Below are 19,111 nucleotides of genomic sequence, written 5' to 3'. Positions count from 1 at the left end.
GTAAATCATAGTAGAGCCCCGATAGGATGAACGCATCGACCAAAAGACGCGGAAATAACCGCAACTAACAGAACGGCGCAGCTATGGAGCTCAACACCATTGAAGGGGTCGTTCGTCAGCGTGTCCGCGAACTTAGAATCGACCCGCGCGCTCAGGCCAGCGAACTGCGCAACCTGGTTGATGAAATAGTCAGCCAATATGAGCAAGAAATCTTCCTCAGCACTGGCGTGCCGCTTGCTGATAAACGCAAACTTTGCGCTGAAATCACCGCCAATATTGGCGGGCTGGGGCCGCTCCAGCAGTTCCTAGATGATCCCGAGATTGAAGAAATCTGGGCGAATACGCCGCAGAAGATTTTCGTGTCCCGGTGCGGCGTCACGGAGCTAACTTCCCTGATTTTGGATGACGAGGGGGTGCGTGACCTGGTCGAACGAATGCTGCTGACCTCCGGCAGGCGAATAGATTTATCAACGCCTTTTGTGGATGCGATGCTTGCTGGGGGTGAGCGCCTGCATGTGGTGATCCCGCCGATTACCCAAAAGCATTGGTCTTTCAATATTCGTAAACACGTGGTGCAGGGGCGCCGGCTCACTGATCTAGCTGAGCTGGGGACACTCACCCAAGGTTTGGTCAGATTCTTGAGTGCGGCTGTGGATTCGGGTCTGTCCGTGCTGGTCTCCGGCGCCACTCAGGCCGGCAAAACTACTTTCCTGCGGGCACTCGCCGGCGCGATTCCTGCCTCTCAGCGGGTAATTACTTGCGAAGAGGTCTTCGAACTAGGGTTACGTAACCGCGACGTAGTTGCCCTGCAAACTCGCTCCCGGACGCTAGAAGGCGGGGGAGAAGTCGAACTGCGGGACCTAGTCAAAGAAACCCTCAGAATGAGACCAGAAAGACTAATCATCGGTGAGGTTCGCGGCTCTGAGAGTCTAGACATGATTATTGCTTTGAACTCTGGTGTTCCCGGAATGTGTACCATACACGCCAATTCGGCCCGCGAAGCACTCTCTAAGCTTTGCGTGCTCCCGCTTCTAGCGGGGGAGAACGTCACCGACCAGTTTGTGATTCCCACCGTCGCTACCACGATTGATCTGGTGGTTCACGTCAACCGGGACCGTAAAGGCCGCCGGTACGTGCAAGAAGTCCTCTACCTGCCTGGGAGGGTGGACAATGGCACCATTGAAGGCTCCGTGCTGTATCGCAATGACGGGGATGGTCCGGTGAACACTGCCGGCACGGTTGCCCCTGAACGCTTTATCGCCGCCGGATATGACGCTCATCAGCTACTCCAAGGGGTTGCCAGCTAATGGGTGCCGCTCTAGGAATGATGTTGGGACTGGGTTTAGCGCTGATCTGGTGGGCGGTAGCTGAACCCCATTCGGCTTTCGCGTCCCATCGGAAAACGGAGCCTCCTGACCGCACCAGATCGCTACTCATTGCTGCCGGCCTGCCGGAGACCTCACCCTCGGCGGTCTGGTCCAGTAGCCTCGTCATCTGGCTGATGGTGATGCTACTGGTCTATTTGCTCACCAAGACTGCCTCTATCTCTTTAATTATTGCCAGCGGGGCCGCCAGCTTGCCCTGGTATTTGCTGCAATCTCGCGCAAAAAAGCGGAAGAAACAGTTAGCGCAGTTATGGCCGGACGTAATCGACGATATTGTTGCCGGAATCCGCGCGGGCATGTCGTTGCCAGAGATCCTCATCCAACTGGGAGAGAGCGGGCCCGAACAGCTACGGGCAGATTTCACTGTCTTCGCCGCAGAGTTTCGGGCTAATGGGAGGATGTCGACCGCTCTTGACGCCCTCAAATGGAGGTTAAACAATCCTGACGCAACCAGACTGATTGAAGTGTTGCGGCTGTCGCGGGAAGTCGGCGGAACAGACCTAGGTTCCCTGTTGCGGGAGCTTTCCGCCATGATCAGAGCCGACCTGAGAACCCGCGGGGAGATTGAGGCAAGGCAGAGTTGGACTACTAATGCTGCCCGACTTGCGGTAGTTTCCCCTTGGATAGTGCTGGTGATGATTTCCACCCGAACGAATGCTGCCGAGGCTTACGCGACAACGCAAGGGACAATGGTGTTGCTTAGCGGCCTACTGGTTTCTGGCATCGCCTACTGGCTGATGTTGAAGCTGGGGAGGCTGAGTGAGCGAGGCGATCATGCTTGAACTCGCCTATGGGGCGATAGTCGGAAGCTTGGCGGGGGTGGGCTTGGTACTTGCCTGGTATGCGTGGGCAAGCCGCAGAGTGACTCTCTCCCGCAGACTCTCTCCCGTGATCGCTAAGACATCTGAAACGACCAGTGACACGCCGCAGTTCGCGCAGCTGTTCACGGACCCCTTCAGGCGGGTTTTTGATTGGTTCTTGTACTCTGTGGGGTCTACCAACCAATCAGTCATGGTGCGTCTTGGGCATGCTGCTATGGCTGGGGGAGTCCAGCGGATTCGTTCCTATCAGATGCTGGGTGCGGGCCTAGCATTTGCAGGTACCACCGTGCTGGCGGTACTCCTGATTCTGGTGCGGGGAATCCCAATCCTTTTGGCCATAGTCCTGATCATAGTAATAACTGCGGTGGGGGTTATCCTCCCCGATCAGCTGTTGACCATGAAGGCCCGTAGCCGCCAGCAAGCCTTAAGTTCCAGTGTTTCCGACGCCGCTGAACTGGTCTCCCTCTCTGTCTCCGCTGGAGAAGGCATCGTGGAGGCACTCGCCAGGGTGAGTGAAGTCCTGACTGGACCTTTGGCTGTGGAGCTAGCTGCCGTGGTGGCAGAAATTAATGCGGGAACGCAAGTGGCTGTCGCATTACGAAATCTCAGAGACCGTAATGACTCTGCGCCACTGTCGCGTCTGGTTGATGCGTTACTGATCGCCCTCGAACGCGGGACCCCTTTAGCGGGAATGCTCAGAGCTCAAGCCGCTGACGCGCGCGAAGCTGCCCGGCGTCAGCTCATTGAAGAAGGCGGCCGGAAAGAGATCGCCATGCTGATCCCCGTGGTCTTCCTGATTTTGCCAATCACCGTCCTGTTCGCCCTCTATCCGGGCCTCATGTCTTTAAGAATCAATTTCTAACCTCGAAGGAGAAAACAATGAATGCACTCTATTTCACGCTGTATGCCTAGTGGCAAGAGATAACCGGGCGTCTCCGGCTGCGCTCCGAACAGGGGGATGTGCCGGGCTGGGTGCTGGTCACCTTGATGACTGCCGGCCTAGTCACAGTGTTGTGGGCGGTAGCAGGTAGTGCTTTAACTAGTCTCTTTGAGGAGGCAATTTCGGGCGTAAAAGCACCTTAGCTCAGTAAGACAGGACTCATGAGAAACTGGTGGAAAGATGAATCCGGCTCGGCGGTAGCTGGACATGTGATGGTGCAAGCCCTAGTGGTTTTCGTGGTGGTTGCACTATTGCAGCTGGCCTATGCTTTCCATCTGCGGACCGTTGCGATAGATGCTGCCGTGCAGGGTGCTCGCCGTATCGCGCTTCAGGGTGGGACCGAGGACGAGGGCGTTGCCCGTGTCAAAGAGCTGGTCTCTGCAAGCGCCTTTTCTAGTTTCCCGGTCACGCCTACTGTCAGCTATCAGCCCGGCCCCAAGTTGGCCGAAAAACAGTACACGGTGGTGGAAATGCAAGTCACGATGCCGCTACCCCTGATTGCTATGCTGGGTCCGGCGGATGTCCTTACCGTGTCCGGTCACGCCATCAGTTTTGAGCCGAGGGGGACCCCGTAATGGCAGAATCTGAAGAAGGCGAAGCCTTGATTGAGTTCATCATAATGACTGCGGTGATGATTGTTCCCCTGATTTTCTTGGTGAGCGCACTCGCTTCAGTGCAGGCCGCCGCGTACGCCTCTCAAGAAACTGCGGTATCTGCCGCTATCATGGCCGGGCAAGGCGGGGACGCTGATCAGATTGCGGCAGGTGCGCACCTAGTTGCGCAGGACTTCCGCACTGAAGTGGCTCAGCTGGAGATCTCCTGCGGGGCTTGCGAGATTGGTGACGTAGTCACAGTCAAAGCAACTGTCACGCCTGTATTCCCGCTGGTTCCAGCGATTGGTAATCTGCGTAGCACCATAACTGTGCCGGTGAGCTCAGTTTCGCGTAGCATCATCACAGTGAAGGCGCCCCAATGAGGGGGCAAGTTAAAACCGGCGCGCGGAGGCTGGTCGCGGAAGAAGACGGCCGGATTTCTTTGCTGATGCTGGCGCTGGGACTGATTGTGTTCATGGTTTTAGCGGTTGGGGTGAATCTCACCGCCATCAAATTGGAGTACTCTCAGCTGCAGGCCGAAGCTGACAATCTGGCGGCTGCTTTGGCTACCGCCACCAATGATGACGCCTACTATCCGCAGTCTGGGGCGGGGTCCCCCTCGGCCTCAATCCAGCAGGCGGAAACCTCCCTGAAAAGCCTAGTTAATGAGGCAGATGGCGGGGTTACTAATCGTCGGGTTGCTCAGGCCCGCGTGGAAGCTGACACGGTGTTCGTGGAACTGTCCGCCAGCTTGCGGGTTCCACTGCTGACAGAGCTACTGGGGACGCGGGTGGAAACTGTGGTGTTCTCTTCCGCCCGGCGGGAGTGAGCCGCAAGATGCTAGAATCCAACCGTGGCCACTGATTTTTCTGAAAGTATTTCCGAACTGCGCACCGTACTTGACAATGTTAAGGCGGTGACGGACCCTGACGCCTTGAAGGCGAAAATTGCGGAGCTCTCTGAGCAGGCTTCCGCCCCTGACCTATGGGATGATCCCGACGCTGCGCAGGGTGTCACCTCCGCTCTCTCGCACGCGCAGTCAGATTTGGCGCGCGTCACCTCAATGGGGGAGCGTATCGACGACCTTGAGGCTTTAGTGGAGATTGCCGACGAGGAAGAACCGGAGTCCGCTCAAGAGCTGTTAGCGGAAGCGGAAACTGACTTGCTGAAGATTCGCGAGGATTTAAGTGAGCTGGAGATCTTGACGCTGCTTTCTGGTGAGTTTGATGAGCGTGAAGCAGTGGTGACGATTCGTTCCGGCGCGGGTGGCGTGGACGCTGCCGATTTCGCGGAAATGCTGATGCGCATGTACCTGCGATGGGCGGAGCGTCACGGCTACCCGACCCAGATTATGGATACTTCCTACGCGGAAGAAGCCGGCTTGAAGTCTGCTACTTTCGAGGTGAAAGCGCCCTATGCTTACGGCACTTTGTCGGTTGAAGCTGGTACGCACCGTCTGGTCCGGATCAGCCCCTTCGATAATCAGGGACGCCGCCAGACCTCTTTCGCGGCAGTGGAAGTGATTCCGCTGATTGAAACCAATGATGAGATTGATATTCCTGAATCTGAGCTGAAAGTGGACGTGTTCCGCTCCTCCGGCCCGGGTGGGCAGTCCGTCAACACGACTGACTCTGCGGTTCGTATGACCCACATTCCGACCGGTATTGTGGTTTCCATGCAGAATGAGAAGTCGCAGATTCAAAACCGTGCCGCGGCTTTGCGGGTGCTTCAGTCACGCCTTTTGCAGCTGCGTCACGAGCAGGAAGAAGCACAGAAGAAGGAAATGGCTGGCGATATTAAAGCCGCCTGGGGCGACCAGATGCGCTCCTATGTTCTGCAGCCCTACCAGATGGTGAAGGATCTGCGGACTAACCATGAAGACGGTAACACTTCAGCGGTTTTTGATGGGGCGATTGATGGCTTCATTGATGCGGGTATTCGTTGGCGTATAAATATGGAACAAAATCCTGACGCTGACTAGTTAATCAGGGCGGTGGTGGCCAAACCGGTCCGGGTGAGCCTGCCGTTGAAGCGTGTCGCTCAGCCTAGCTTAGTGCAACTACCGTAGGCTGGATACGAATATCTGTATAATCTCAGCTCTCATATGAGCGGGCGGGACGGCATGATTAATTTAGATGATGTAACGAAGATTTATAAGCGAGGGGCTGCCCCGGCACTTAATCATTGTTCACTCAATATTGGAGTGGGCGAGTTTGTGTTCTTGGTTGGTAGTTCCGGCTCAGGTAAATCCACGCTGCTCTCCCTTGTGCTGAGGGAAGAACGTGCGACCTCCGGTCAGATTCATGTGCTGGGTCAGGATGTGACCCGTCTGTCGCGTTGGAAGGTTCCGCGTCTGCGTCGCCAGATTGGCACCGTTTTCCAAGACTTCAAACTGCTAGAGAATAAGTCGGTTTATGACAATGTGGCAATCGCCCCGCAGGTGATTGGACGCCCTCGGCACGCCATCCAAACTGAAGTCCCGCAAACCTTAGAAATGGTGGGATTAGCCGGCAAAGAGAAGCGGATGCCGCATGAGCTTTCCGGCGGCGAAATGCAGCGCGTAGCGATTGCTCGCGCGATGGTGAACCGTCCCAAACTGTTGTTGGCAGATGAGCCGACCGGTAACTTGGATCCGACTACTTCTTGGGGCATTATGACGCTACTGGAGCAGATTAACCGCACCGGCACAACCGTTGTGATGGCGACTCACGATCATCAGATTGTGGACCAGATGCGTAAGCGCGTGATTGAACTGGTTGATGGACGGGTGGAACGCGATCAGGAACGCGGCGCCTACGGAATGGCGAGGTGAGCATGAGAGCGCAACTAGTTTTATCTCAAGCATTTAAGGGGCTAGCCCGCGATAAGGGTATGGCTTTGGCGATTGCCTTGGTCATGTATGTTTCGATTCTGTTCGTTGGTGGCGGCGCACTTTTGCGGATGCAGGTTTCCCAGATGGAAAGCCAGTGGTACGACAAGATCGAAGTCACCGTCTTCATGTGCGCTGAAAATGACACTCGCGCGCAGTGTAATGAGCAGGCGGCCACCCAAGATCAGGTTGAGGATGTTCGAAAATCCTTGGAATCTGACCAGCTTAAACCTGTCGTGAAGGAAGTCATTCACGTTTCTCAGGAAGAGGCTTTCAAGAACTTCAAGGAAATCTTTGGCGATTCCGCGATTGCCCGCCAAGCTACCCCCGATATGTTGGGTGAGTCCTTCCGGGTGAAACTGGTTGATCCGAATCAGTTCCGTATTATTCGTGAAGAGTTCCAGTCCCGTCCGGGCGTGGCCGTAGTCTCGGATCAGCGGCAGATTGTGGAGCCGCTGCTGATTGCTTTGAACCGGGCCGCCTATCTGGCTTGGGGCCTGGCAGCAATCATGACGGTAGCTGCCGTGCTGTTGATTACCACAACCATTCGTCTTTTTGCGATGTCACGTGAACGTGAAACTACGATTATGCGACTGGTTGGCGCATCTAACCTGTTCATTCAGGCGCCTTTCATTGTGCAGTCTGCGATTGCCGCCCTTGTGGGTGCCGCTTTTGCGATTGGTACTTTGTTCTTCTCGATCCGTACCGTGGTGCAAGCCTGGTTGGTTCCCTCATTCCCGTGGAGCTCTTTTGTGGGCTATCAGGAAGTCGGCTACCTGACTCCGGTGCTGGTGATTGTGTCTCTTATCTTTGTGGCGATTGCGGCCGCCATTTCGTTAGCTAAGTACACGAAGGTATAGTGGTATTTATGTTTAGGAAGTCTTTGCTCTCCGTAACTGCGGTTTTCGCGGCTTGCGCTTTGGCGCTGGTCGCCCCGCAGGTGCCTGAGCTGACGACCGTTCAAGATTTCCCTGGGGCTGCCGTTTCTAGCGACAGCGCCTTCCCCTCTGCTGCTTCCCAGTCGGCTTGGACTTGGGGTGCGCCGGTGGCGCAGGCTGATGATCTGAATGACCGCCGTAAGGCGCAGGAACGCCGCCGCCAGCAGGCGAAGCAGGAGCTTGAGGATGCCCATTCCGCTATGGAGGGCGTGGACACTCAGCTGGCGCAGCTTTACATTAAGCAAAAAGAGATTGCCGCGCAGATTCCGATTGCTGTCGCTGAGGTCGAGGAAGCTAACGTTAGTTTGGCTGCTGCCCAGCGTAAAGAAGAAGCCGTCGCCACTAGATTGCGGGCCGCGGAGCAAGAGCTAACCGGCTTGAAGCAGTCTATTACTGAGGACAAGCAGAAGCTGGATGAATCTCAGAAAGCGATTGGGGAGCTGGTCCGTCGTAGCTATCGCGGTGAGGTTGGTTCTTCTCCGATGGCGCTGGTATTGACCAATACCTCTGTGAAGGATATTTCTCAGCTGGCTTCAGCAGCTGACACGGCCACCGTACTGCAGACCCGTCTGACCTCCCAGCTGGAGTCCACTTTGGCAGATAACCGTGCCAAAGAGAACCGACAGCAGGCTCTGACCAGTTCTGTAGCTGATCTGAAGGCCGAAGCTGAAGCCGCGGTGCAAGAGTATCAGCAGGCTTTGGCATCTAAAAAGCAGAAAGCTGACTCTTTGGTTAATCTCCACAAAGAGAATGAAGCCGTTGAGGCGCAGCTGAGCCAGCAGCGCCAAGCTTTCGCTGCTTCTGAGCAGGAAGCTCAGAAGGAGATTCAAGCGGCGCAAGCTCAGATGGCCGCAATTGACCGTGAGATTCAGGCTCGTGAAGCGGCGGAGCGGGCCAAAGCTAAGAAGCAGAATAAACCCTATATTCCTGATACTTTGCCTTCTACCGGTTCAGGGGTCTGGGGGAAGCCACTGGGGCGACAGATGTCGATTGCCTCCCCTTGGGGCTACCGCATCCACCCGGTGCTGGGCTATCGTCGTCTGCACACGGGAGTGGATTTGCGTTCACCTACCGGTGAGAAGCAGTACGCGGTCCATGACGGTGTAGTTCGCTCGTCTGGCCCTTACGGTAGCTGCGGACAGACTGTCACCATTGAGCATGGTTCTTTCGGTGGGCACCGTTGGATGACCCGTCATTGTCATTTGTCTGCGCGCCTGGTAAGTACTGGGCAGCGAGTTAGCCGCGGTCAGGTGATTGGTTTGACTGGCTCCACCGGCCGGGTCACCGGTCCGCACGTGCACTTTGAAATCTGGAAGGACGGGCAATCCGTTAACCCGATTCCGTACACCGGCTTGTAGACAATCTTCCTCGTCCCTGTACTTGCAAGGTGTTTGCCTGCAACCTAGGCTATGATAGTTACTCTTTTGAATGACACGGGTTTGTCCGCATCTAGGTGAGTGAAAGGAGGGGACATGCCAAAAGAATGGAAGAAGCCTAAACTGAGTGCCGCTGAGAAAGCGAAGGCGGAGGCGCAAGCACGCAAGACTGTGGCCCGAAATAAGAAGGCGCATCACGATTACCATATTGAGGACCGCTACGAGGCGGGCATTTCGCTGACAGGTACGGAGGTGAAAGCCCTGCGGATGGGCCGCGCATCTTTGATGGAAGCCTGGGTTGAGGTTGAAGATGGTGAGGTCTGGTTGCATCGGGCGAATATCCCCCAGTACTCGCAGGGGTCGTGGACGAATCACGCGCCCACCCGCAAACGCAAACTGCTGCTGCACCGCCGGGAGATTGAGATCTTGGCGATGAAGGTGCAGGCGAAGGGGTACACGATTGTGCCTTTGGAACTGTACTTTATTGGCGGCCGGGCGAAGCTGGAGATCGCTTTGGCTCGCGGTAAGCAGGAATGGGATAAGCGTCAGGCTTTGCGGGAGAAACAGGATAACCGTGAGGCTTTGCGTGCCATGAGAGAGTACGCGAAGCGCGGCTGATTGCCGAGGGCGTAGCGGTATGGCATTCGTGCCGTGAAAGTGCTATGCTGATTTTCCCACTGTGGACGGTAGCTTCTGGTTGCCTGCCCGGCTGGGAACAACTCAATAGGGGATGATCGGTTTCGACGACGATTGTCGATTGAAGGGAAGCGGGTCGAGGATGCACAGTCACCTCGTTAACGATCTGTGTAAACCAATAGGTGCCGAACACAATCGCACCGACTTCGCTCTGGCCGCCTGAGCCATCGAGCGTTAAAAAGTCCGTCACCCCGGAAGTGCTTTCGGTCCGGGTGCTGGCGTCGTTTAGAGAGCCACTGGACTGCCGTAGGGTTGTGATGCGGTAGTCGAGATTTTTGCAACTGAGCCTGTCCAGTAAAGTCGTTTGAGCGTAGACTGGGGGCTGAGAAACTCCGTTAGTCAAACTGCACCCGGAGAAGACTTCAGGGCCAATCGCCGGACCGGGGTTCGATTCCCCGCATCTCCACTTATAAAACCCCGCTATCGGTCTGGTAGCGGGGTTTTCGTTGTTATGCGGGGAACTTACTGTTGTACGGCTCCCTCTAAGTGCGATAACGGGTTTAGCGCTTCAAATTCTGGATATGCTTGAAATGTCAAGAAGCTGGTATTATTTATGGGAAATCGCCTTCCCCTCATCTCTTGTGGAGAGACATAATGCCTGTATTTCTTATTGTAGTTTTATCAATTATGGCAGTATTACTTGCTGGATCTCTCAATAGTGGTTGGCTCGGATTCTTTCTTATCGTGACCATTTTTGTTGCTAACCCGATTATCTGGAAAATCCGCAAAGACCGCTATTTCAACTCTGAAGAATTTCAATCTCTGCGTGCTCAGGTGCAGACCTTAGTAAACGAGCACAACGATATTGCGAGCTATGTGAGTGAGATCCGTTCGCAGGGAGCATTTGAGCTTGGTACATCATATACAGGGCAGTACGCTCATCTGGCCACTTTCGAAAACAGTTCTAAATGGAACATACGACGTGATCGTAATATCGCGGAGTATGCGCCTCATGTTCACAATGCCTCGTTACAGGTCGTACGTAATGCGAGCATGGAACCAATCAAATACCTAATGAAGTATTTTGATATAAAGGCTAATAAGGAGACTCTCGCAGAAGTGCAACGAATGTCTAATGATATCGCTAGACTTGAAGAGGCGATTGCCAATCTGGAAACACGTGAAGCTGAGATTACCTCCACGATTAATCCGCCGGCATTTATCTTAAATCGATACGCTAAAGAGTTCTGGGATATGGTTGGCGTGCATCTTTCCCCAATTACCGTGCCCTATCAAACTTATAAGTTTGAATACGTATCCGCTGGCGGTAATAGTAGCCAAACAGTAAACATTAAACTTGATACGCCTACCCTCGAAGCTCTTTCGCAGGCGCTGGCGGATAAGATTCGTTGGGCAAAGTCTGTTGCTGGTCAACGGGCTTTGATGACGGCTCGTTTGCGTGCAGAGATTAAAGAACGCGATCACTATACATGTCAGAATAGTGCATGTGGTGTTTCAGTTGCGGAAGAGCCGAACTTGCTTTTGGAGGTGGACCATATTATTCCGGTGTCTAAAGGCGGAACAAGTGAGCCTCACAATCTTCAGACTCTGTGCTGGCGTTGTAATAGGAGCAAGGGCGCTAAAATGCCCAGTTAAGCCGGTAGTGCGGTTTTTACGCCTTGAGAGCTTGCCATTGAGACATATGCTTATCCTTTTCGGTGTATAAGTTTGTCTGCTTCTTTCGAGTAGTTTTCATGAAGCTTCACCAGCAAAACCTCGCTATCGTTAAGGTAGCGGGGTTTTCGTTGTTATGCGGAAAACTGACTGTTGTTGACGCCGGTGGCGAAGTCGCTGATTTTTGACGTCAATATTGGAGTCTGCTAGTGTGACTTCGATATTGAAGTCAATTCTCTTGTGGTTGACGCAGTGAGGAGAGCGTTGGATGCAGTACCACGGTAAAGTGTCGGGTCCGGAGTCGCTTGGGCGCATGCTGCAGCAGGCTCGCTTGGTGTCTGGGCTGACTCAGCGTGAACTGGCGAATCAGTTAGGCACCACTCAGAAGTACATCTGGGAACTGGAGGCTGGAAAGCCGTCCATCATGATGGACCGATTGTTTGCCGCCATGCAGGCGACCGGTATGGAACTCACGGCGACCATCACTGTCCCCTCCGATCAGGATGTTACTCAAGGTGCGGTCAACCACGAGTGACCTTGCTGTTGAACTATACGTTCAGCGGATTGGTGTGCTGCACGGTGACTGGCCAGCTTTTGATTCGTCTGTAGCGGTCAATGTCGAAGTGCCACTGCAAGGGGCGTATGGTGGCCTAGTGGATGACATCGGTGGCTTCATCGAGCGGCTTCGTCAGGGCTGATCTGTAACCCTATCATGTGGATTCCAACTGCTATAGACTAGGTAGATATGAGCATGGTAGTGAGCAGAAAGCTGCAGGAATCTTCCCAGATTTCTCTGTTTTTCAATTTTCGAACGCGCATTGATTCCCCTCTGTTGCGCGTCGAAGCGGATGGGAAACAGCTGTGGAACCTGGCGATTAAAGGCTCCGCTCCGTTGCTGCTCGGGGGAACCAAGCAGAAAATTCGGCTAGAGATCGAAGACGCCCTCGGCTTGACTGATGGTACCTGGCATTCTTTCGCGATTACCTCGGGGACGGCGGGAACCAAGATCTTCCTCGACGGCTACCAGTGTTTTTCCGCGACCGCCTCTCTCGCTTTCCATGAGCTTCTAGGCTCAACGGCAGACGACGCACAAATCTTCACAACTTCCAGTGTCGGGGTAGAAGTGACCGGGTTGGAGGTATTACCGGAGGAAAGCGCGCCTGCAGAGGTGCTGGCGCGGGCGCTCCCACCTGAATCCTTAATTGATTTTGCCGCTACGGAGCTTTCCGCCTATGATGCGGCTGAGCTGGGGCAGCTCCGCTCAGGTTCCATATTTTTGCGTTACCGTGTACGCGGCCCGGGGCAGGCCGGCCCGATTCTGGCTGCCTCTGGTGGCGGCGTGCAACAGCTGCAACTAGTTTTCAGCGCAAACGGGTTGAAATACTCCGTTTTGGGTAGGAATAAGCAGTGGCGGGATTTTTTGGTTGCCGGGCACTGGGACGAGGGGGATTGGCATGATGTGGTGTTGCGGGTCGCCCGCGGCGCAGTAGACATCTATGTTGACGGATACTTGGAGGCGCATCTTCCCGGGCAGGCTTTCTTCGCGGATGTGGACGGGCTTGACCGGGTAATCATCGGCCAGGACTTTAGCGGTGAAAAGCTCTTCGGTGAGGTCCGGAACGCTTCAATCTACGCTTATCCTCTCACCGACGGGCAGATCCAACGACTCAGCGGCGTGAAGCCTCTCTCCACTCAGTGCCTTTTTGATTACGGCTACCATGGGGCAGCCTCATATCGGATCCCCTCACTTCTGATGACGCAAGACGGGGTGCTCTTAGCGGGGGCCGATCAGCGGGAAACTATTCCTAACGACGCACCGAACTCCATTAACTTCACTATGCGGCGGTCCTTGGACAAGGGAAGAACTTGGGAAGAAATGCGGACGCTCCTGAAGTACCCGGGGGAGGGGCTGACGGGTTCTTCCGTGATTGATTCTTGTCTGCTGCAAGATAAAGAAACGGGGCGAATCTTCGTATTCATCGACCAATTCCCCGGTGGGATCGGGCAACCAAACAACGGGCTGGGCAAAGGGGTGACAGCGGCAGGAGAATACCTGCTTCACGACAGTGAAGGCGCACAGTTCGTGTGGAAAGCGGACGGGAAAGTCACCACTACTGAGGGTGCAGCCACCGGGTACACCCTCGCCGAAAATGGTGACGTATTCCTGGGATCTCAGCCCAAGGGCAATGTTTTCTTATCCGAGGGGGAGGACCCCGCGCAAAGCCTCATGGTCGCCAGGACCTCCTTCTTGATTTATATCTACTCTGATGACAACGGGCAGACCTGGTCAAAGCCGCAACACGTGAACCACCAGGTGAAGGAAAACTGGATGGCTTTCTTAGGAACCGGCCCGGGAACCGGCATCCAGATTCGCCACGGCAAATACGCTGGCCGTCTGGTGGTTCCCATCTATTTCAGCACTGAGCACTTGAGTTCGTTTTCTTCGGCAGTAATCTATTCAGACGATCACGGGCGGACCTGGCAGCGGGGCGCAGCCCCCAACGACGGACGAATCTTTGACGGAGAAGAAATCTTCGCAAGAACTTTCACCAATAAGCTGGCCGCCAACTATGAATCCACTGTGGTTGACCGTCGCGACGGGTCACTGATGCTGTTCATGCGCAACCAAGATCCTAGCCAGCGCGTGGCAACGGCAACCAGTGTAGATGGCGGTCAAAGCTGGCGCGAAGTAACATTCCACGACCAGTTGCCGGAGATTTTCTCCCAGCCGCACGCCATTGCCATGCCCACCCAGAAGCACCCTGATCGACTGGTTTTCGCGAACGCTTCACAGCTCTTACCCTACCGGGGAAGAGGAGTTTTGCGGGTTTCTCTGGACGGTGGGAAGAACTGGAGCATCTCCCGCACTTTCAACCCCTACCATTACGTGTACCAGTGCCTGACCAGACTGGATGAGAACACGCTTGGTTTGCTTTGGGAGCGGGAAACGCAAGGCGTCTATTTCACTACCGTCCCTCTGGAGTGGTTCGGGAAGCCTGAGCTGTCGCCGGTTAGGGCTTAGACCGCACAACCGTCCACTTGGCGGTGTCGTTTTGATGGACGAGGGCGCGCCACAGGATAATCGCCAGTAGCGCGATAGCGACTCCAAGGCCGGCCACAGGAGTTTCATAGTGCACCAGGATTGCCCCAATGAATGCGCCCAGCATCATCGCGCTGATGGAGATAATCCGCCGCCCAACATTATGTTCCTTGTCGGGCTGGCCGCTGCCGTCCCCGGCTAAACCTGTAATCGTTAAGGTAAGCACTGTGGTAGTCAGGTCTGGTACTGCCATCGCCCGCGCGATTGCGTTTTGTAGTCCCATGGAGATACTCAGGAGCAGCACCGTGGTAGCTAGACCGATCAGGCTGACTGCCGGATGCAGCAGGAGAGCTGCCAGCGCAGCTAAACTCATTAGCGAAATCTGCACCACCATGGTCGCCGCCAAAAGCTGCGCCCGATGCTTGCCGAATCTGCTACTGCGGAGCTTACCTCCGCTGAAGGCCCCGCCCATGAAAGCGAGGATAGCCAGAATGGAAGCCCACCAGGTGAAGCCTGGTGCCCCACCGAGGGCGAAGCCGAGGAAGACCACGTTACCGGTCATATTCGCCACAAATACGCGGCTCAAAGCCAAATACGAATAGGCGTCAACTAGGCCGGTCACTACGGTCCACAGTACGAACAGCGTGGGTAGAGGGCCGTGCGGATTTCCGGCAGAAGGGACAATAGTTTCTTTAACCTGTTTCAGAAAAACATTCATATTCACCACTCCTAATACATCTTTTCTAAACGTCTCAAGAGCCCAGATATTCCCAACACAATGTGTTTCCTTGCCTAAAGCCTATCGTGAGGTTAGACTTACCTAAGTAACCATTTGATGGCATAGAATGAACTGATTTGCAAAAGGATTGCACTGATGGAAACCAATAATCCTGTAGAGAATAATGAGCGCCAGATTCACACTTCCGCCCGTAAGGGACTGGCGGACTCCGCCCTCGGCACCCGAAACCTAATGGTGACAGCGGCACTTGCCGTGCTGGGAATGATTCTCTTAATCCCGCTGAACTATTTGGCTCCGGCGGCGGGATCATCCCCGAAAGCCGTTTACGTGGGAGTTTCCATCATGGGCTTGTGGGTGATTCCCTACCTGCTGCCCGCCACCGTGGTGCGTCGTCCCGGTGCGGTCATGATTGCCGCCCTCATCGCCGGTATTATCAGTGTTTTCACTACCCCCGCCGGACCCGGTGCTATCGTCGGTAACCTGATCGGTGGTGCTTTCATTGAGATTCCTCTGGCCGTCATGCTTTACCGCAAGTGGACTTGGTGGGCATTCTTGATTTCTGCCGGTTTTTTCGGCTTCATGAACGGCTGGATGTACACCATGCTCTTGCAGGTCACGGTCGGTTACGGCTCCATGATTCCCATGGTGCTGATCTCGGTGGCTTCCGCGCTGCTGGGAGGCTTAGCCGCGATTGGTCTCACCAAGCTCTTTAACCGCGCTGGCGTCGGCTTCGATCACAAAAAGTAGATTGCAAGCAATCTGATGAATCATGACATCCGCGCCGCTGAGACGGGGGCGCAGACTTTGGCTGGCCGTGGACGCCCTCCAGTAGACGACCCTGACGGCAAGAACGAAACCCTAATTACAGTCAAAGACCTCGCCGTCAACTATCTGGGCACACCCCGCTGGCTACTGGGGGATGTGACATTCAATCAGCTAACCCACCAGGTGACGGCTATTATTGGGCCTTCCGGCTGCGGCAAAACCACCTTGATTCGCACCCTAGCTGGCCTGATCCCGCACTGCATCCCCTCCCGGTACGCCGGTAATGTGGCGTTGGCAGGGGAGGAGATTGCCGCCGCCACCATTGAAACTATTGCCACGAACGTCGGCTATGTGGGCCAAAATCCTGACGCCGCCATCATTACCCGCAGCGTCCATGATGAGGTTGCTTTCCCGCTGCAGAATCTGTGCTGGGATCTGGAGAAAAATGAGTCCCGTGTAGTTGAGGTCTTGCAGCAGGTTGGTTTGCTACCAAAAATTTGGGACGACCCGTGGACGCTTTCAGGCGGGCAAAGGCAGCGCCTCGCCTTGGCGGCGGCTTTGGCCCCGCACCCGCGACTACTTATCCTCGATGAGCCAACCTCAACAATCGATGATTTCGGGCGCGAAACCATCCACCAGATTGTGCGGGAGCGGGCCGCGGCCGGCTCCGCAGTAGTGATTATCGACCATAATCTGGACTCCCTGATGCCGGTGCTGGACCAAGTAATCGCCCTCGACGCGGAAGGGAAAGTCCTCGCCCAAGGTAGCCCCGCCCAGGTCTTCCAGCAGTACACCTCCCAGCTCAAAGAAATCGGGGTCTGGTTGCCGCGTGAACTCAGGGACGAGGGCGTGCAAAGCCTCCAATCTGGCAGTGAAAGCATTAAGCATCCCAGCCTGCATGATTTAGTTAAAACGGACGTCGCCTACTATGAAAAGACCGGCGGACAGTGGCGGCAGGTAGCTGGACTGGACACCAGCGCGGCAGGCTCAACTCCAGTGCTGAATCTGCAAGGTTACGACATTCCCGGCCGGAGCCCGAAGATTTCCTTGCGACTGGCTGGCGGAGAATTCCTTGCGGTGCTGGGACCGAATGGGGCGGGGAAAACCTCCCTTGTTTCGGGCCTTGCCGGACTGTTAAAGAGCGAGGGCACGGTCGCGCAGGCCGTCGGTAAAGAGGTGCGGAAGGGCCGCTATCAGGTCGGCTACGTGTTCCAAAATCCTGAACATCAGCTGGTAGCCAGCACCGTGCAGAAAGAAATCTTGATTACCGGCGTTAGCAATGAGCGCTGTGAGGAGCTGCTCAAGCAGTTCCACTTGTGGGAGCATCGCGACCGGCATCCGCTCACCCTGTCAGGCGGTCAAGCTAGGCGCCTTTCAGTGGCCACGATGGTCGCGGAACAACGGCAAATTATTGTGCTGGATGAGCCAACCTACGGGCAGGACTGGGATAACACCTGTGAGCTGGTTGATTTCATCGAACAGCTCCGCGCGGAGGGCCGGACCGTGCTGATGGCGACGCACGATATTAACCTGGCGCTCTCTCACGCCTCACATTTGATTGTGCTACCGGATGCGAATCCGCCGGCAGCACAGCTGGATTCACCGCAGGTCCAGACCCGGATACCCCCTCGGCCAGCGATACCCCCTCGGCCCGTGCTATCCCCTCAGCCCGTGCCATCCCCTCAGCCCGCGATACCTCCGCGACCAGTGAAGCCCAAAGGCTTGTTCAGCGCACTGAACCCGATGACTCTGTTTTTGGCGATTTTGCCGATGCTGTATGCGCTAGTCGCGGTACGTAGCACCAGCCTTAACCTGACCACCATGATTGTGGTCAGTGGGCTGATTATTGCAGCCCGACCGGGTTGGCGTCGCGCGGCGGGCACGGTTGCCGCCAGCTGGCTGGTCGCCGGCTTGTTGTTTTTAGCTTTCAACTACAGTTGGTCCGCCGGGGGAGAGGCCGTCTACATTTACGATTACGGCTCCTCCGTTACCGCCAGCACGATGGTGGGTGCCTTCCTTGGATTAGTTCTGCTGTCGGGTGTTTACAGTGACCCTGCGTCGGTGATCACTACGCTCACCACCACTATGCGGCTGCCTTACCGGATCGGCGCGGCAGGTACTACCGCGATCGCTTTCATCCAAGGTTTCCGCCGTGATTTCACCCTGCTGCGGACCGCCCGTGCCTTGCGGAGAATCGGCTCCAAGTGGGGGATATTCGGTCCCGTGGTGCGCTGGTTCGGGTCGGCGCTGCCGCTCATGATTCTGGGCGTCCAACATGCGGAGCGAGTGGCACTGTCCATGGACTCTCGGGCACTGGGCGCCTACCGGACGCGCACCGAGTTCCAGCAGGTACCTTGGCGCATTATTGATACCGTAGTCGTGTTAGTAGTTTGGGCGCTAGGAGTGTGGCTGACAGTTTCGGCTTGACCCTGACGCAACGTCAGATTCTAGGGTGGAGGCATGAGCAAGAAACCAGATGATTTACGCACAGTGGGGGAGGTTTCCCGCCTCCTCGGCCTGTCAGTGCGCACCCTTCACTATTGGGAAGAACGCGGACTGGTTCAGCCTACGGAACGCACCTGGTCAGAGTATCGCCTATACGGCCCGGAAGATATTGAGCGTCTGCAACAGGTCATGATTTACCGGGCCACCGGCATGAGCTTGGATCAGATTGGGAAGCTATTTGAGGACGAGGGGGATGCGGTCACCCATCTGCGTCGTCAGCGTGACTTGCTCATCGAAAAACAAGGCGAACTGGACCGGATGGTTCAAGCCGTAAACCACCTGCTGGAGGAAACAATGAGCGAGCATAAACTATCTGCTGAAGAAATCGGTGAAATCTTAGGGGACGCCAGTTTCGCTGCATACCAGGATGAAGCCGAAGAAAAGTGGGGTGACACTGACGACTGGAAAGCCAGCGCACAGGTTGCCGCACAGATGAGCGCCTCAGACTGGGCTGACATGAAAACCCGGACAGCCCAGGTGGAAAGCCAGCTGGTAGCCGGAATGAAAGCTGGCGTTAAGCCCGGCAGCGAGGAAGCGAACCGGCTAGCGGAAGTACACCGTGAACTGGTTTCCGCTTTCTTCCCTGTCACGCACGCCAAGCAGGTGCTGCTAGCCCGCGGCTACGTGGGTGACCCGCGTTTTCGCGCCTACTATGAGGAGCGCGCCGAGGGTTTAGCTGAATGGCTGAAAGCCATTATTGATGCCAACGCCGAAGCGAACGGGGTTGACCCGGCCGCCGCCCAATGGCAGTAGGCGGGCGTCCCCAAATAAATGAACTCGAATGGCTGTAGGTGTCTATTCACCGCCTGCAGCCAGTCAGCGGGATTTAA

19 protein-coding genes, 1 other RNA gene and 1 pseudogene are annotated in these 19,111 nt (G+C 55.5%); 20 read left to right on the top strand and 1 reads right to left on the bottom strand.

What is annotated here, in order from left to right:
* Positions 1 to 83 precede the first annotated feature (83 nt).
* The 16 genes from BM477_RS06565 (at position 84) to BM477_RS06490 (ending at position 14,254) form a co-directional block, all read left to right on the top strand.
* Positions 84 to 1,307, top strand: coding sequence for a TadA family conjugal transfer-associated ATPase (locus BM477_RS06565; RefSeq protein ID WP_075361865.1), 1,224 nt, complete (start codon positions 84 to 86; stop codon positions 1,305 to 1,307).
* Complete coding sequence (locus tag BM477_RS06560; protein ID WP_075361864.1) at positions 1,307 to 2,167, top strand: type II secretion system F family protein; 861 nt, start codon at positions 1,307 to 1,309, stop codon at positions 2,165 to 2,167. The genes BM477_RS06565 and BM477_RS06560 overlap by 1 nt, the downstream gene beginning before the upstream one ends.
* The gene (locus tag BM477_RS06555; RefSeq protein ID WP_084543777.1) at positions 2,145 to 3,068 is read left to right on the top strand and encodes a type II secretion system F family protein; all 924 of its coding nucleotides are present in this window, start codon (positions 2,145 to 2,147) and stop codon (positions 3,066 to 3,068) included. Before BM477_RS06560 ends, BM477_RS06555 begins: the two co-directional genes overlap by 23 nt.
* 239 nt (positions 3,069 to 3,307) lie before the next feature.
* Positions 3,308 to 3,721, top strand: a complete 414-nt coding sequence (locus tag BM477_RS06550) for a hypothetical protein (protein ID WP_075361863.1) — start codon at positions 3,308 to 3,310, stop codon at positions 3,719 to 3,721.
* Complete coding sequence (locus BM477_RS06545; RefSeq protein ID WP_075361862.1) at positions 3,721 to 4,122, top strand: hypothetical protein; 402 nt, start codon at positions 3,721 to 3,723, stop codon at positions 4,120 to 4,122. The genes BM477_RS06550 and BM477_RS06545 overlap by 1 nt, the downstream gene beginning before the upstream one ends.
* Positions 4,119 to 4,568, top strand: coding sequence for a hypothetical protein (locus BM477_RS06540; protein WP_075361861.1), 450 nt, complete (start codon positions 4,119 to 4,121; stop codon positions 4,566 to 4,568). The genes BM477_RS06545 and BM477_RS06540 overlap by 4 nt, the downstream gene beginning before the upstream one ends.
* Before the next feature lie 24 nt (positions 4,569 to 4,592).
* Positions 4,593 to 5,720: a peptide chain release factor 2 gene (gene prfB / locus BM477_RS06535; RefSeq protein ID WP_075361860.1), complete on the top strand. Its 1,128-nt coding sequence runs from the start codon at positions 4,593 to 4,595 to the stop codon at positions 5,718 to 5,720.
* 141 nt (positions 5,721 to 5,861) lie between these two features.
* On the top strand, positions 5,862 to 6,551 hold the full coding sequence (gene ftsE / locus BM477_RS06530) for a cell division ATP-binding protein FtsE (RefSeq protein ID WP_075361859.1): 690 nt from the start codon (positions 5,862 to 5,864) through the stop codon (positions 6,549 to 6,551).
* Positions 6,552 to 6,553: 2 nt separating this feature from the next.
* Positions 6,554 to 7,468 (top strand): permease-like cell division protein FtsX, encoded by a 915-nt coding sequence (gene ftsX, locus BM477_RS06525; protein WP_075361858.1) that lies wholly within the window; start codon positions 6,554 to 6,556, stop codon positions 7,466 to 7,468.
* An 8-nt stretch (positions 7,469 to 7,476) separates the two neighbouring features.
* Positions 7,477 to 8,904: a M23 family metallopeptidase gene (locus BM477_RS06520; RefSeq protein ID WP_075361857.1), complete on the top strand. Its 1,428-nt coding sequence runs from the start codon at positions 7,477 to 7,479 to the stop codon at positions 8,902 to 8,904.
* 114 nt (positions 8,905 to 9,018) lie between these two features.
* The gene (gene smpB, locus BM477_RS06515) at positions 9,019 to 9,540 is read left to right on the top strand and encodes an SsrA-binding protein SmpB (RefSeq protein WP_075361856.1); all 522 of its coding nucleotides are present in this window, start codon (positions 9,019 to 9,021) and stop codon (positions 9,538 to 9,540) included.
* Between the two features lie 108 nt (positions 9,541 to 9,648).
* Positions 9,649 to 10,027, top strand: a transfer-messenger RNA (tmRNA) gene (gene ssrA / locus BM477_RS06510).
* 185 nt (positions 10,028 to 10,212) lie between these two features.
* On the top strand, positions 10,213 to 11,214 hold the full coding sequence (locus BM477_RS06505; protein WP_084543776.1) for an HNH endonuclease: 1,002 nt from the start codon (positions 10,213 to 10,215) through the stop codon (positions 11,212 to 11,214).
* 286 nt (positions 11,215 to 11,500) lie between these two features.
* Positions 11,501 to 11,767 carry a helix-turn-helix domain-containing protein gene (locus tag BM477_RS06500; RefSeq protein ID WP_075361855.1) on the top strand — a complete coding sequence of 89 codons (267 nt, stop codon included), beginning with the start codon at positions 11,501 to 11,503 and terminating at the stop codon, positions 11,765 to 11,767.
* Positions 11,748 to 11,930: a hypothetical protein gene (locus BM477_RS06495; RefSeq protein ID WP_143230233.1), complete on the top strand. Its 183-nt coding sequence runs from the start codon at positions 11,748 to 11,750 to the stop codon at positions 11,928 to 11,930. The genes BM477_RS06500 and BM477_RS06495 overlap by 20 nt, the downstream gene beginning before the upstream one ends.
* Before the next feature lie 59 nt (positions 11,931 to 11,989).
* On the top strand, positions 11,990 to 14,254 hold the full coding sequence (locus BM477_RS06490; RefSeq protein ID WP_245792888.1) for a sialidase family protein: 2,265 nt from the start codon (positions 11,990 to 11,992) through the stop codon (positions 14,252 to 14,254).
* Here the strand turns inward: BM477_RS06490 and BM477_RS06485 are convergent.
* Positions 14,244 to 14,990, bottom strand: a complete 747-nt coding sequence (locus BM477_RS06485) for a YoaK family protein (protein ID WP_075361852.1) — start codon at positions 14,988 to 14,990, stop codon at positions 14,244 to 14,246. The two genes, BM477_RS06490 and BM477_RS06485, sit on opposite strands and share 11 nt — an antisense overlap.
* A gap of 156 nt (positions 14,991 to 15,146) precedes the next feature.
* Between BM477_RS06485 and BM477_RS06480 the strand changes: the two genes are divergently transcribed.
* The 4 genes and pseudogenes from BM477_RS06480 (at position 15,147) to BM477_RS06470 (ending at position 19,034) form a co-directional block, all read left to right on the top strand.
* Positions 15,147 to 15,758, top strand: coding sequence for an ECF transporter S component (locus BM477_RS06480; protein ID WP_075361851.1), 612 nt, complete (start codon positions 15,147 to 15,149; stop codon positions 15,756 to 15,758).
* 15 nt (positions 15,759 to 15,773) lie between these two features.
* A pseudogene (locus tag BM477_RS08640) lies at positions 15,774 to 16,392 on the top strand (ATP-binding cassette domain-containing protein); the annotation flags it as partial.
* An 89-nt stretch (positions 16,393 to 16,481) separates the two neighbouring features.
* A complete protein-coding gene (locus BM477_RS06475) occupies positions 16,482 to 18,203 on the top strand; it encodes an ATP-binding cassette domain-containing protein (protein ID WP_425425751.1) in 1,722 nt (573 codons plus the stop codon).
* A gap of 33 nt (positions 18,204 to 18,236) precedes the next feature.
* Complete coding sequence (locus BM477_RS06470) at positions 18,237 to 19,034, top strand: MerR family transcriptional regulator (protein WP_075361850.1); 798 nt, start codon at positions 18,237 to 18,239, stop codon at positions 19,032 to 19,034.
* Positions 19,035 to 19,111 lie beyond the last annotated feature (77 nt).

Origin of the sequence: Boudabousia marimammalium (genome assembly GCF_001936115.1) — a bacterium.
Lineage (GTDB): Bacteria > Actinomycetota > Actinomycetes > Actinomycetales > Actinomycetaceae > Boudabousia > Boudabousia marimammalium.
This window is presented reverse-complemented; position numbering and strand designations above follow the sequence as displayed.

Excerpts from the sequence above, each read along its gene's own strand:
- BM477_RS06545 (WP_075361862.1), top strand. The coding sequence starts at position 3,721 with ATGGCAGAATCTGAAGAAGGCGAAGCCTTGATTGAGTTCATCATAATG.
- BM477_RS06520 (WP_075361857.1), top strand. The coding sequence starts at position 7,477 with ATGTTTAGGAAGTCTTTGCTCTCCGTAACTGCGGTTTTCGCGGCTTGC.
- ftsX (WP_075361858.1), top strand. The coding sequence starts at position 6,554 with ATGAGAGCGCAACTAGTTTTATCTCAAGCATTTAAGGGGCTAGCCCGC.
- smpB (WP_075361856.1), top strand. The coding sequence starts at position 9,019 with ATGCCAAAAGAATGGAAGAAGCCTAAACTGAGTGCCGCTGAGAAAGCG.
- BM477_RS06505 (WP_084543776.1), top strand. The coding sequence starts at position 10,213 with ATGCCTGTATTTCTTATTGTAGTTTTATCAATTATGGCAGTATTACTT.
- BM477_RS06560 (WP_075361864.1), top strand. The coding sequence starts at position 1,307 with ATGGGTGCCGCTCTAGGAATGATGTTGGGACTGGGTTTAGCGCTGATC.
- BM477_RS06540 (WP_075361861.1), top strand. The coding sequence starts at position 4,119 with ATGAGGGGGCAAGTTAAAACCGGCGCGCGGAGGCTGGTCGCGGAAGAA.
- BM477_RS06550 (WP_075361863.1), top strand. The coding sequence starts at position 3,308 with ATGAGAAACTGGTGGAAAGATGAATCCGGCTCGGCGGTAGCTGGACAT.
- BM477_RS06565 (WP_075361865.1), top strand. The coding sequence starts at position 84 with ATGGAGCTCAACACCATTGAAGGGGTCGTTCGTCAGCGTGTCCGCGAA.
- BM477_RS06500 (WP_075361855.1), top strand. The coding sequence starts at position 11,501 with ATGCAGTACCACGGTAAAGTGTCGGGTCCGGAGTCGCTTGGGCGCATG.
- BM477_RS06480 (WP_075361851.1), top strand. The coding sequence starts at position 15,147 with ATGGAAACCAATAATCCTGTAGAGAATAATGAGCGCCAGATTCACACT.
- BM477_RS06485 (WP_075361852.1), bottom strand. The coding sequence starts at position 14,990 with ATGAATGTTTTTCTGAAACAGGTTAAAGAAACTATTGTCCCTTCTGCC.
- BM477_RS06470 (WP_075361850.1), top strand. The coding sequence starts at position 18,237 with ATGAGCAAGAAACCAGATGATTTACGCACAGTGGGGGAGGTTTCCCGC.
- BM477_RS06475 (WP_425425751.1), top strand. The coding sequence starts at position 16,482 with ATGCCGGTGCTGGACCAAGTAATCGCCCTCGACGCGGAAGGGAAAGTC.
- ftsE (WP_075361859.1), top strand. The coding sequence starts at position 5,862 with ATGATTAATTTAGATGATGTAACGAAGATTTATAAGCGAGGGGCTGCC.